Origin of the sequence: Synechococcus sp. RSCCF101 (assembly GCF_008807075.1) — a bacterium.
Lineage (GTDB): Bacteria > Cyanobacteriota > Cyanobacteriia > PCC-6307 > Cyanobiaceae > RSCCF101.
In genome coordinates this window covers 87,280-99,195 of sequence record NZ_CP035632.1, presented here as the reverse complement: position 1 = coordinate 99,195, position 11,916 = coordinate 87,280, and the positions used below count along the sequence as shown (strand labels likewise).

Annotated in this window: 12 protein-coding genes, 1 tRNA gene and 1 pseudogene; 11 read left to right on the top strand and 3 right to left on the bottom strand. The window is 70.1% G+C overall.

Translation table 11 applies throughout. The features are described from left to right. Positions 1-6: 6 nt before the first annotated feature. Complete coding sequence (tatC, locus tag EVJ50_RS00525; RefSeq protein ID WP_150881889.1) at positions 7-813, top strand: twin-arginine translocase subunit TatC; 807 nt, start codon at positions 7-9, stop codon at positions 811-813. Between the two features lie 30 nt (positions 814-843). Here tatC and EVJ50_RS00520 read toward each other — a convergent pair whose 3' ends face one another. Then, positions 844-1,191 (bottom strand): DUF3067 family protein, encoded by a 348-nt coding sequence (locus EVJ50_RS00520; RefSeq protein ID WP_150881888.1) that lies wholly within the window; start codon positions 1,189-1,191, stop codon positions 844-846. A gap of 163 nt (positions 1,192-1,354) precedes the next feature. Between EVJ50_RS00520 and petC the strand changes: the two genes are divergently transcribed. The 6 genes from petC (at position 1,355) to EVJ50_RS00490 (ending at position 5,739) form a co-directional block, all read left to right on the top strand. After that, positions 1,355-1,891 (top strand): cytochrome b6-f complex iron-sulfur subunit, encoded by a 537-nt coding sequence (gene petC / locus EVJ50_RS00515; RefSeq protein ID WP_150881887.1) that lies wholly within the window; start codon positions 1,355-1,357, stop codon positions 1,889-1,891. A gap of 53 nt (positions 1,892-1,944) precedes the next feature. Continuing rightward, a complete protein-coding gene (gene petA, locus EVJ50_RS00510; RefSeq protein ID WP_150881886.1) occupies positions 1,945-2,877 on the top strand; it encodes a cytochrome f in 933 nt (310 codons plus the stop codon). 29 nt (positions 2,878-2,906) lie between these two features. After that, positions 2,907-3,776 (top strand): prolipoprotein diacylglyceryl transferase, encoded by an 870-nt coding sequence (lgt, locus tag EVJ50_RS00505; protein WP_150881885.1) that lies wholly within the window; start codon positions 2,907-2,909, stop codon positions 3,774-3,776. After that, complete coding sequence (gene cobM, locus EVJ50_RS00500; protein WP_150881884.1) at positions 3,773-4,621, top strand: precorrin-4 C(11)-methyltransferase; 849 nt, start codon at positions 3,773-3,775, stop codon at positions 4,619-4,621. Before lgt ends, cobM begins: the two co-directional genes overlap by 4 nt. Positions 4,622-4,704: 83 nt before the next feature. Further along, positions 4,705-4,776 (top strand) — tRNA-Val (locus tag EVJ50_RS00495). 75 nt (positions 4,777-4,851) lie between these two features. Further along, entirely contained in the window at positions 4,852-5,739 is an 888-nt protein-coding gene (locus EVJ50_RS00490; RefSeq protein ID WP_150881883.1) for a helix-turn-helix domain-containing protein, read from the top strand. Here EVJ50_RS00490 and EVJ50_RS00485 read toward each other — a convergent pair. Beyond that, positions 5,720-7,314, bottom strand: a pseudogene (locus EVJ50_RS00485) (Ppx/GppA phosphatase family protein). The gene EVJ50_RS00490 and the pseudogene EVJ50_RS00485 sit on opposite strands and share 20 nt — an antisense overlap. Positions 7,315-7,380: 66 nt before the next feature. Between EVJ50_RS00485 and EVJ50_RS00480 the strand changes: the two are divergent. Beyond that, the gene (locus tag EVJ50_RS00480) at positions 7,381-8,283 is read left to right on the top strand and encodes a 4-hydroxybenzoate polyprenyltransferase (protein WP_150881882.1); all 903 of its coding nucleotides are present in this window, start codon (positions 7,381-7,383) and stop codon (positions 8,281-8,283) included. A gap of 5 nt (positions 8,284-8,288) precedes the next feature. Beyond that, positions 8,289-9,170, top strand: coding sequence for an LD-carboxypeptidase (locus tag EVJ50_RS00475; protein ID WP_150884738.1), 882 nt, complete (start codon positions 8,289-8,291; stop codon positions 9,168-9,170). On the opposite strand, the gene ispD is transcribed toward EVJ50_RS00475, so the two are convergent. Further along, positions 9,154-9,882: a 2-C-methyl-D-erythritol 4-phosphate cytidylyltransferase gene (ispD, locus tag EVJ50_RS00470; RefSeq protein ID WP_150881881.1), complete on the bottom strand. Its 729-nt coding sequence runs from the start codon at positions 9,880-9,882 to the stop codon at positions 9,154-9,156. The genes EVJ50_RS00475 and ispD overlap by 17 nt on opposite strands. Positions 9,883-10,010: 128 nt before the next feature. On the opposite strand from ispD, the gene EVJ50_RS00465 reads away from it, so the two are divergent. Both EVJ50_RS00465 and EVJ50_RS00460 read left to right on the top strand, forming a co-directional pair. After that, the gene (locus EVJ50_RS00465; protein ID WP_150881880.1) at positions 10,011-10,778 is read left to right on the top strand and encodes a glycosyltransferase family 9 protein; all 768 of its coding nucleotides are present in this window, start codon (positions 10,011-10,013) and stop codon (positions 10,776-10,778) included. Further along, entirely contained in the window at positions 10,775-11,884 is a 1,110-nt protein-coding gene (locus EVJ50_RS00460; RefSeq protein ID WP_150881879.1) for a TrkA family potassium uptake protein, read from the top strand. Before EVJ50_RS00465 ends, EVJ50_RS00460 begins: the two co-directional genes overlap by 4 nt. The last annotated feature ends 32 nt before the right edge of the window (positions 11,885-11,916 follow it).

The following is an 11,916-nucleotide window of genomic DNA, read 5'->3' as shown; positions in this document are numbered from 1 at the left end:
TGAGTCATGAGCGAGCGGCCACTCACACCTCCGCCTCCCCTCCGGATCGCCGCTCGCAAGCCACCGGAGCCGGCGCCAGACGAGCGCGAGGAGTTCCCGGCCGAAGTGGAGATGCCTCTGCTCGACCATCTGGAGGAACTGCGGCGACGGCTGTTGCGCAGTCTCCTGGCCGTGGCCGTGGCGGCCGCAGCCTGCCTGGCCCTGGTGCGCCCCCTGGTGCGACTCCTGGAAGTGCCCGCTCAGGGGATTCACTTCCTTCAGCTGGCTCCAGGCGAGTTCCTGTTCGTGTCCTTCAAGGTTGCCGCCTACAGCGGTCTGATCCTGGCGCTGCCCGTGGTGATCCATGAAGGCCTGGGATTCGTGATGCCAGGACTCAGCCGCAGCGAACGCCGCCTGGTCGCACCCGCCGTGGCCGCATCGGCCCTGCTGTTTCTCACGGGTCTGGCCTTCGCCTGGTGGGCCCTCATCCCTGCCGCCCTCCGCTTCCTGGTGAGTTACGGAGCCGATGTGGTGGAGCCGCTCTGGTCGATCGAGCGGTACATGGATTTCGTCCTGCTGCTGATGGTGGCCACGGGACTGGCCTTCCAGCTGCCGGTGCTGCAGTGGCTGCTGGGCATGCTCGGCCTGGTCGGGTCCGTCACCATGCTGCGGAGCTGGCGCTGGGTGGTGCTGCTGGCCGCCGTCGCCGGCGCCGTGCTCACCCCCTCCACCGACCCGGTGACGATGCTGCTGCTCACCGGGGCGATCGCCGCCCTCTTCTTCTCCGGCGTCGGGCTGGTGGCCCTGACCGAACGGCTGCGCCCGGCCTCCTGATCGCCGCAGGGGCCGGGCACGGCGAACGGTTCAGACGAGGAACTCATCGAGGCGGGCATCCCCCGCCCCGTCACCATCGAGCGCCAGGCTCATGGCCTTGCCGAGGCGGGGCCGATCGGGACTGGTCTCGAGCCAGCGGCGCACGGAGCCGGCCACACCCATCCGGTTGAGCGCCTCGGCCACCTGCTGGATGTGGACGCGGTACTCGGATTCACTCAAGGGGAACGACTGCTGCTCGAGGTAGCCCCACATCACCTGCAGATACAGCCGTCGCCGTCGCCGCACCAGCTGCAGGTCATAGGAGGCCTTCCAGCGGCGCCGGAGCGTGCCGATCAGCTCATCGCCATCCAGGGGCGGATCAGCGGCGGTTCGAGTCATGACAGGTGGGCAGGGACGCGGGATGGACCGAACCAGGGACGCTGCCAACGAAGAGCAGGCAGGCAGCCCGAAAGCCAGTCAGCGCAAGCTTTTGTTGCACTTTTTGACACCCCTTTAACGTCCATAATGGCCGCCATCTGACACGGCCGTCCCCCTGCCAGCCATGACCCAACTCTCCTCGAGCGATGTCCCAGGGATGGGTCGTCGGCAGTTCATGAACCTGCTGACGTTCGGTTCCGTGACGGGCGTCGCCCTCGGAGCGCTCTACCCGGTGGTGAACTACTTCATCCCCCCCCGTGCCGGCGGCTCCGGTGGCGGCACCGTCGCCAAGGACGAGCTGGGTAATCCCGTCAGCGCCAGTGGCTGGCTGACCGATCACCCCGCCGGCGACCGCAGCCTCGTGCAGGGTCTCAAGGGGGATCCCACCTACCTGCTGGTCGAGGGCGACGACGCCATCGGCTCCTACGGCATCAACGCGATCTGCACCCACCTGGGCTGCGTGGTGCCCTGGAACAGCGGCGCGAACAAGTTCATCTGCCCGTGTCACGGCAGCCAGTACGACGCCGCCGGAAAGGTGGTCCGCGGTCCGGCGCCCCTGTCCCTCGCGCTCACCACGGTGGCGATCGAGAACGACACCGTGTTCCTCGGCCAGTGGACCGACACGGACTTCAGGGACGGCGACAAGCCCTGGTGGGTCTGACACGCCTCCCTCACCCCGCCCCGCTTCCGTTCCCCGTCCCGCTGCACCGTCCCATGCGTCCCCGTCTCAACCTTCTCCTCGGCAGCCTGATCACAGCCGCCCTGCTGCTCCTGGGGCCTCAGGCCAGCTTCGCCTACCCCTTCTGGGCCCAGCAGAACTACGACTCACCGCGTGAGGCCACAGGCAAGATCGTCTGCGCCAACTGCCACCTGGCCAAGAAGCTCACCCAGGTGGAAGCGCCCCAGGCCGTGATGCCGGACACGGTCTTCACCGCAGCGGTGAAGATCCCCTACGACACCTCCGTCCAGCAGGTGGGAGCCGACGGCACCCGCTCACCGCTGAACGTGGGCGCCGTGGTGATGCTCCCCGACGGCTTCAGCCTGGCTCCCCAGGATCGCTGGACGGACGAGATCCGCGAGGAGACCGAGGGCGTCTACTACACCACCTACAGCGAGGAGGACCCGAACATCCTTCTGGTGGGCCCCCTGCCCGGTGATCAGCACCAGGAGATCGTCTTCCCCCTGCTCTCACCCGATCCGGCCGCCGATCCCTCGATCCACTTCGGCAAGTACTCCATCCACGTGGGCGGCAACCGTGGTCGCGGCCAGCTCTATCCCACCGGTGAGCGCAGCAACAACTCCGTCTACACCGCCAGCGTGGCCGGCACCATCCTCTCCATCGATGACGACGCCTCCGGTTCCCACGAGGTCAAGATCGAGGCCGCCGATGGGAGCACGGTGAGCGAATCGATTCCCGCCGGTCCGGCTCTGATCGTGGCCAGCGGTGATGCGGTGGAGGCCGGTGCACCGCTCACCGACGATCCCAACGTGGGTGGCTTCGGGCAGCTCGACACCGAGATCGTCCTCCAGAACCCTGTCCGCATCTACGGTCTGCTGGCCTTCTTCGCCGCTGTCGCCCTGGCCCAGATCATGCTGGTGCTGAAGAAGAAGCAGGTCGAGAAGGTGCAGGCCGCCGAAGGCGTCTGAGCCCATCCCCCCTTCCCTTCAGCCGACGAGTGCTGCCTGCTGTTGTCGCCGAGTTCACCTCTCCCGGACCCCTGCTGTTCCAGATCGGTCCCATCGCGGTCCGCTGGTACGGCCTGCTCATCGCCCTGGCCGTGCTGCTGGGGCTCGTCGTCTCCACCCGTCTGGCCAGGCGGCGCGGGATCGATCCGGGCCTGATCACCGATCTGCTGCCGATCCTGGTTCTCTCGGCCGTGGTGGGGGCCCGGCTCTACTACGTGGCCTTCGAATGGCGCAGCTACCAGGGGCAGTGGCTGGAGGCCCTCGCCATCTGGAAAGGCGGCATCGCAATCCATGGCGCCCTGATCGCCGGAACCCTCTCCGTCTGGCTGTTCTGCCGCTGGAACCGGCTGTCCTTCATCTCGGTGATGGATGTGCTGGTCCCATCCGTCGCCCTCGGGCAGGCCATCGGCCGCTGGGGCAACTTCTTCAATTCCGAGGCCTTCGGGCTTCCCACCGACCTGCCCTGGAGGCTCACCATCCCCGCCAACCAGGCCATCGCCGCCGGCTTCCCGGGTGAACGCCATTTCCATCCCACCTTTCTCTACGAGTCGCTCTGGAACCTGCTGGTCTTCGGCCTGCTGCTGGTCCTGTTCCAGCAGGGCCGTCAGGGTCGGATCCGTCTGCCGGATGGCGCGCTGACCTGCACCTACCTGATCAGCTACAGCCTCGGCCGGCTCTGGATCGAGGGTCTGCGCATCGATCCGCTCTGCCTGATCGGATTGCCTCCCTCCTGTGAGGGAGGGCTGCGCATGGCCCAGCTGATGAGCATCCTGTTGATGCTGGTCGGCGGTCTGGGCCTGTGGTGGCTCCTCAGGCAGGCCCCCCGAAGCAGCGCGCCCCCCCCCGAAACAAGCCGTTGAGCGCACAGACACCAGCAGATCCCCAGCCCGGCCCGATCGTCAGCATCGTCGGTGCCGGCCCGGGAGCCGTGGACCTGATCACCCTCAGAGCCGCCGATCGCCTGCGAGCGGCGGAGGTGCTGCTCTGGACCGATTCACTCGTGGCGCCGGAGATCGCCTCCCTCACCGATGAGAGCTGTGAGCGGATCGCCACCTCCGGGCTCACACTCGAGGAGATCTGCGAACTGATGATCCAGCGCGCCCGCAGCGGCAGGCGGGTGGTCCGCCTGCACGACGGTGATCCCTGCCTCTACAGCGCCCTGAACGAGCAGCGGCGCCGTCTGGCGGAAGCCGGTCTGGGCATTGAGGTCGTGCCGGGGGTGAGCGCCTACCAGGCGGTGGCGGCGGCCCTCCCGAGTGAGCTGACCGTTCCCGGCCTCGTGCAGACCATCGTCCTGAGCCGGGCCAGCGGCCGGACGGGCACCCCCGAACGGGAAACCCTGAGCCGGCTCGCAGGCCTGAGGGCGTCCCTATGCCTGTACCTGAGCGCCCGGCACGTGCAGGACGTGCAGGACAGCCTGCTGGAGCATTACCCGGCGGACACGCCGGTGGCCATCGGCTACCGGGTGAGCTGGCCGGACCAGTGGCTCCGGCTGGTGGAGCTGCGCGAGATGGCCGCCTGCAGCCGGGAGCAGGGCCTGACGCGAACGACCCTGTATCTGGTGAGTCCCGCTCTGGCCGCTCCCAGTCCGCATCGATCCAGGCTCTACAGCGCCAGTCATGGCCATCTCTTCCGTCCCGCCTCTGGCGCAGGGGCCGGCGAGCGGCTGGTGGCGCAGGACAAGGCGGAGCAGGCCCTGGGGTAATATTCCTACCTGGTGAAGCGAATTTCTCGATCCGCTGATCACAACGACGCGCGGCGTCCGTGATCGTTCACCAGGTCAGAATCGGGCGATTAGCACAGTGGTAGCGCACTTCCTTCACACGGAAGGGGTCACTGGTTCGAATCCAGTATCGCCCATCTCATGATCTGCCCATCCCGGGTGGCAGAACACCAGCAAACCGGTCATCCTCGTCCTGATGTTGCGCTGACAGGGTGAGCGGGCCAGGCCAATCCGACGACGGACATCCCTCCCTGCGTGCACTCGGTGAGACGCTCCGCTCGGCGCGGGAGCAGCGGGGCCTGAGCATCGGTGAACTGGCCGACCTGCTCCATCTGGGCGAGGAGCAGGTGCGGGCCCTGGAGGAGGCCGACACAACCGACTGGCCGGAACCCGTCTACATCCGCGCGAGGATCCGGGCGGTCGCGCGGGCGGTGGGCCTCGACGGCGACACCCTGCTGGACTCCCTGCCGCCGGCTCTCAAGCGCCAGGGTCCCGGTGCCGTGAAGCCCCCGGCAGCGCCGGTGAGTGCTCCGGCCCCGGCGGCCCCTCCCCGACCGACGGGCCGCCGGGCCGCCGCGGACTCCCCACCGGGCCCCAAGCCGTCGCCGGGGTCGGGGGATCGACCCAGCGGCCGCACCACCGCCCTGGCCTGGCTGGTGCTGGTGCTGGCGGTCCTGGCCGGTGGGGCCTGGCTCTGGAACAGCCGGTCCGAGCTGTTCCCCGCCGGCGGCCCCGCTGCCGGCACCCCGGCGGCTCCGGAATCGCCGGATGCACCCGAGATCGAGGAGGTCGCCCCGGAAGCGGCTCCCAGCCCAGCGGCGCCACCGGAAGCGGAGCCGACGGCCGCGACGATCCGGATTCAGCCCATCGACGGACAGCCAAGCTGGCTGGCCATCCGCAGTGGCGATGGAACCCTGCTCTTCGAGGGGACCTTCTCGGAGGAGCGGGAGCTTCCCGCCGATGCGGGAGTGGAGGTCTACGCCGGTCGGCCCGATCTCGTCGCGGTGGGCCGGGGCAGCGGCCCGATGCAACCACTCGGCAGCATCGAGAGCGTGCGTTGGCTCAGCCTCGACGAGCTGATCAGCCGTCCTGCGCCCTGACCAGGAGCTCCACCTGGGCGGCCTCCTTCACCTGAGATGCGCACGACTCCATGCTCCAGCGCTCCAGGCTCAGATCCTGCGCGTCCTGCTCCGGGACCAGCGTCACCACCAGCTGCCCTCCGGCCGAGTGGGTGCTGAGCGAGGCGACCACCGGATCGGGGCGGCGATCGAGCGACACCGCAAGCCGCAGCAGCAGGGCCATCTCACCCACACAACGACGCTGATCACGGCTGCTGAGGCTCTGCCAGGCGTCGTGGCGCTTCTTCGGCAGGCTGCGGCGGTGGTAGCGGGCGATGGCGGCGACCATCAGATGCTCGGCTTCCGAGTAGCCGAGCAGTTCGCCGTGCCGGATCAGATACCAGGAGTGCTTGTGATAAGCGCTGATGTTGATGTGCTGTCCACAGGCGTAGAGCATGGCGGCGGCCCAGAGCAGATCCCGGCCCTCGCCGGGGTCCTGATGCAGCACGCCGCGGCAGCCGTCGTACAGAAGCAGGGCATGCTCGGCCACCCGCTCGGCCCGATGCAGATCGACGCCGTAGCGACGGGCCTGATGGGCCACGGTGCGGCGGCGGATGCTGCCCTGCAGCGCGAAGCGGTCCATCAGCAGACCGCGGCGCAGCATCCAGTCGACGATCAGGCCCTCCCGCAACGCCCGCTCGCTGAGCACCAGCTCCTCCATGTCGAGCATGCGCATGGCGGTGAGCAGGATCAGCGCCCCGGGAACGATGATTTCGGCCCGCCGGTCGTTGATGGCGGGCAGCTGACGGCGCTGGGCCGGTGTCAGGGTCAGCAGGTGCTGGACCAGACGCGCCAGCCGGGCGCGCTGCACCCGGTAGCCGTGCAGCTTCAGCGGTGGGCGCGGGTCCTCGGAGGCCAGCAGCGCCCCGACGGCCAGGGCGGTGCCGCTTGTGGCCACCATCACGGGCCGCTCGGAGCGGTCGATGCGCGTCAGCACCTTGAGAACCGCCGGTTCGAGCGAACCCTGGATGAACGCTTCGAGAAAGGCCCCGCGCTGGGGGGGATGGGGTCCTGATGGATGAAGTCGCGCTGGAGCCGCACCGCCCCGACACGGGTGCTGGTGAGGGCACGGGCCTCGTGACCGTCGGCCAGGATCAGTTCGCTGGACCCACCCCCGATGTCGAGAATGATGTGGGGGCGTTCACCGAAAGGCATGCCGGAGAGCACCCCCAGGTAGATCAGGCGCGCTTCTTCGGGTCCGCTGACCAGATCGACCTCGAGACCGACCTCCTGCTGCACCCGCTGGAGAAAATCCCGGCCGTTGGGCGCCTCGCGCACCGCACTCGTGGCGGCGGTGACCACCTGTTCCACGCGATGGCTCGTGGCCAGATCGCGGTAGCGGTGCAGGGTCTCCAGGGCGCGGCCCATGGCCGCCTCGCTCAGGTCGCCACTGTCCGGATCGCGCTCCCCGAGGCGCGTGGTCACCTTTTCAGCCAGTTCCACGCTGAAGGTGCCCAGCCCCGGATCGACCGTGGCGATCAGGAGGTGGGTGGAGTTGGTTCCGATGTCGATGGCCGCCACGTGGCGCGCCGCCTCAGCGCGTTCGGAGGGGGCCATCGCAGCGGCTGCCGGCGCTGCGCCACTCTGCCATCCAGTCCCAGGGAGCACCGGAGTCGCCAGCCGATGAGCAGAACGGAGGTCAGCGCGCCGGTCGGGCCGCCCTCGGGACTGGCCGCCTGGCTGGCCCTGCTGCGCTGGAACAAGCCCACCGGCCGGCTGATCCTGCTGATTCCGGCGGGATGGGCCCTCTGGCTCTCCCCGCTCGCCCCACCCGCACCGGCCCTCCTGCTGCTGATCGTTGCGGGAGGGCTGGCGGTCAGCGGCGCCGGCTGCATCGCCAATGACCTCTGGGACCGCAGGATCGACGCGCAGGTCAGCCGGACCCGCAGCCGCCCCCTCGCCAGTGGCCGTGTGCGTCCCGCCGCCGCTGCGGTGGTGATGGTGCTGCTGCTGCTGCTGGCCCTGGCGGTGACGCTGGCCCTGCCCCACCGGGCTCTGGTGCTGGCTCTGGCGATCGGGTGTCTGCCCCTGGTGCTCCTCTACCCCTCGGCCAAGCGCTGGACGGGCCTGCCCCAGCTGGTGCTGGCCCTCTGCTGGGGATTCGCCGTGCTCATTCCCTGGGCTGCCGCGGTGGGGGATCTGCCGTTGCAGGCACCTCTGATCGGCTGCTGGCTGGCCACGGTGCTCTGGACCTTCGGATTCGACACCGTCTACGCCATGCCCGACCGGGCGGATGACAGACGCATCGGGGTGCGCAGCAGCGCCCGCACACTGGGGCACCGGGCACCAGCGGCGGTGAGCCTCTGCTACGGAGGCGCTGCGGTCGCCCTGGCCGTCGCGGCTGCCGCCGCGGGGCTCTCGGCCTGGTTCTGGCCGCTCTGGTTCCTCGCAGCCTTGGGCATGCAGCGTGAGGTGCGACGGCTGCCCCTTCAGGCCTCGTCCGGGGAGCCCTACGGCCAGCATTTCCGCAACCAGGTGCGGCTGGGGTCGCTGCTGCTGCTGGCGCTGGTGGTGGGGCGGTTCTGATGGCGATGCCCTCCGCCCGCCCGAGCTGGCCGCCCGCCCTGAAGCCGGGAGACCCCGCCCAGCTTGTGGCGGCCAGCTCGGAACTCGAGCAGTTCGAACGCCTGGAGGCCGGCCTGGAGATCCTGCGCGGCTGGGGCCTGCAGCCCTGCGGCATGGAGAGGGCCCGCCGCCGCTGGCGGGGCCTGGCCGGTGAGGACCCACAGCGCCGGGCCGATCTCGAAGCCGGCGGGCCCATGCCCCTGCGGGTGGGCGTGCGCGGCGGCTGGGGCGCGGCGCGCCTGCTGGAGCACCCGCCCCACTGGCAGGAGGGCTGGCTGCTGGGCTTCTCCGATGTCACCAGCCTGCTCTGGGCCCGCCAGGCCCATGGGCTGGCGGGGAACCTGCACGGCCCCCTGCTCACGACCCTGGCCGCCGAACCGGACTGGAGCCGTGAGCGGCTCCGCAGCCTGCTCTTCTCAGGCGAGCCCGCAGCACTGGACCCTCTGGAGGGAGAGGCCTGGGCCGGCGGGAGCGCGGAGGGGCCTCTGCTGGCGGCCAACCTGACGGTGGCCACCCACCTGCTCGGCACCACCTGGCTGCCGCCGCTGCAGGGGGCGATTCTGGTGCTGGAGGACGTGGGGGAGCAGCCCTACCGTCTCGACCGACTGCTCAGCCACTGGCGCCTGAACGGGGCCCTCTCGGGCCTGGCCGGGCTGGGATTCGGCAGCTTCAGCGACTGCGGTGAGCCCGATGCGGTCGCCGCGGTGCTGCGGGAGCGCAGCTGCAATCTCGGGCTGCCGGTGGTGGCAGGGCTGGCCGTGGGGCATCAGCCGGGCAATGCCGTGCTGCCCCTGGGGGCCCTTGCCCGTCTGGATGGCGGCAGCGGCCGACTCAGCCTGCTGGAGTGAGCGGAGCGCCGGTCTCCGGAGGGTCACCCGCGTCATCGCGCCGCCGGAGCAGGGCTTCGGCGATGCAGAGGTCATCCGGCGTGGTGAGTTTGATGTTGGAGCGGGGCGACGCCATCACCCGCACGGGCCAGCCGAGCCGCTCGAACAGGGCGGCGTCATCGGTGACGCTCCAGCCCTCGCGGGAGGCGATGGCGTGGGCTTCCCGCAGCCGGTCCAGCGGGAAGCCCTGCGGGGTCTGAGCCGCCCAGAGGCGCTCGCGATCCGGGGTCTGCACCACCGTGCCGTCACCATCCACCTGCTTGATCGTGTCGGTGACGGGAGTGGCCGCCACGACCGCCCGGCCGGCATCCACCTCCACCTGACAGCGCTCGAGCAGTCCCGGTTCCACCAGACAGCGCGCGGCGTCGTGAATGAGCACGGAGCGGGCCTCAGCCGGCAGGGCCTCCAGGCCGCGGCGCACCGACTCCTGCCGGGTGTCGCCGCCGGTCACGACAACCGCCGGGCAGGGCAGGTCCGCCTCGCCGAGGCAGCGCTCGATCGCGTCCCGGTCCGAGGGCTGGCCCACCACCCCCAGCCAGCGGAGCCCCCCCGCCGAGGCCACGGCCCGCAGGGTCCAGCCGAGCACCGGCCGTCCCGCCAGGGGCAGCAGCACCTTGTTCCGGTCCGCCCCCATGCGGCGGCCGCTGCCGGCGGCGGCGATCAGCACGTGCACCCCAACCTCCCGGCGGCAGATCCGTTGTTGCTCCATACAATCAGGCCACCGGCCGACCACCTGGCACCGATGCGCGTGTTGTTTCTGATCCCGGGGGGGAGGCCGATCAGCTCGATGCCCTCCCGGCGGTGGCTGCGGCTGCGGCCCAGCTGAATGCCCAGGTGCAGGTGGCCTGCCCGATGGCGATGGCTCCGATCTGGAAGCTGCTGCCGGAGGTGGAGAAGGCGATTCCCTTCAGCTTCGAGAGCAGCGCCAGCCTGGCGGACTGGGCCAATCTGCTGGGGGCCGTGCGGGAGCCCGACTTTCAGGCCTGCGTGAACCTGGCCGCCGGCTGGCCGGTGAACCTGCTGCTCTCGCTCAGCCACATTCCCAATCGCGTCGCCAGCGGCGGCTTCGCCAGCACCAGCGTGGTGCAGCCGGATGACGGGCTCTGGCCACCGCAGCAGCTGGCCGCCCATCTGCAACCGCTCGGCATGAGCCTTGATGCGGATGCCTTCCGCCTCAGGCTGCCCCGCACGGCACTCGACCGTGCCAGCACCGAGCTCCCGGCGGGGACAGGCCCGCTCCTGCTGCTGGCCGGCTCCGGCGATTCCGGCGACTGGCTCCATGCCCACCGTGAGGAACTGCTCGAGCAGCTGCGCGTGAGGCTTCCCGACCTGCGGGTGCACGGGCTCAACCCCACCGGCAACCCCGTCGAGCGCGCGGCGCTCATCGCCGGCGCTGACCTGCTGCTGAGCGAGAACCCCGCCGCCACGCGCCTGGCCCTCTACAACGGCATCCCCACCGTCGCCCTGGGTGCCGGCGCCGTGTCCCTGCCGCAGCGGGAGCAGGTGAAGGGGCTCACCGGCGCCCAGGTGTCCGTCCAGGAGGTGCTTCAGGCGCTCGGCATGGGATGAGCCGCGCGGCTCGCGGGGATTGGCAGCGCCTGCTCGGTCCCTGGCTGCGACCGCTCTCCGCCCTGGTGCTGGTGGTCTTCGGCGGGGCACTCGGCTACCGGATCACCGAGGGCTGGGACTGGGGCGACTGCCTGTGGATGGTGCTGATCACCATCACCACCATCGGTTACGGGGAGGTGGAGATCCTGTCCCAGGCCGGACGGCTGGTGACGGTGCTGATCATCGCCGGTGGTCTGGTGGTGGTGCAGTTCACGTTGCAGCGGTTCCTGCAGCTGACAGAGTCGGGCTACTTCCGCAGCATGAGGTATCTGCGCTTCAGCAGAACCCTTCGGCGCATGCAGAACCACGTGATTCTCTGCGGCTACGGCCGGATCGGCCGGGAGATCGCCGAGCAGATCCGGCAGGACGGTGCACCGCTGCTGGTGGTGGAACTCGACGAGGCCCGCAAGCGGGCAGCCGAGGACAGCGGCCTGCTCGTGCTCCAGGCCGACGCCACCCTCGACGAGACTCTGCTGGAAGCGGGCATCCACCGCTGCCGCTCCCTGGTGGCGGCGCTGCCGAGCAATGCGGCCAATCTCTACGTGATCCTCAGCGCCAGGGGACTGGCTCCCCGCTGTCGCCTGATTGCCCGGTCCGACAGCGAGGAGGCGGAACGCAAGCTGCGCCTGGCCGGCGCCAATCAGGTGGTGAGCCCCTACGTGGCCGGCGGCCGAACGATGGCGGCCACCGCCCTGAGACCGCTGGCGGTGGACTTCATGGACCTGCTCTCCGGCTCCGAATGCGAGGTGGATGAGTTCCAGCTCAGCGGCGATCCCCGCGACATGGGCGAGCTGCAGGGGCGGAGCCTGGCGGAGCTGCAGCTGGGGCGTCGCTCGGGTGCGTTGGTGCTGGCGATCCGCACTCCCGCTCCCAGCATCCCCACTCCCTTCTCCTATCGCGGAGCGAGCTACGGCACCAGCCAGAGTGAGCTGATCGCCAACCCCAGCGGGGATGTGACCCTGGAGGCGGGCCAGCTGCTGGTGGTGCTGGGGACCAAGGACCAGCTCAGGCGGCTGACCGAGCTGCTGGGGCGGGCCGTGCAGGGCATCGATTCGATGTCGGGCTGATGCCCGCGCCCCCAGGAGCAACCTCCCCGGCG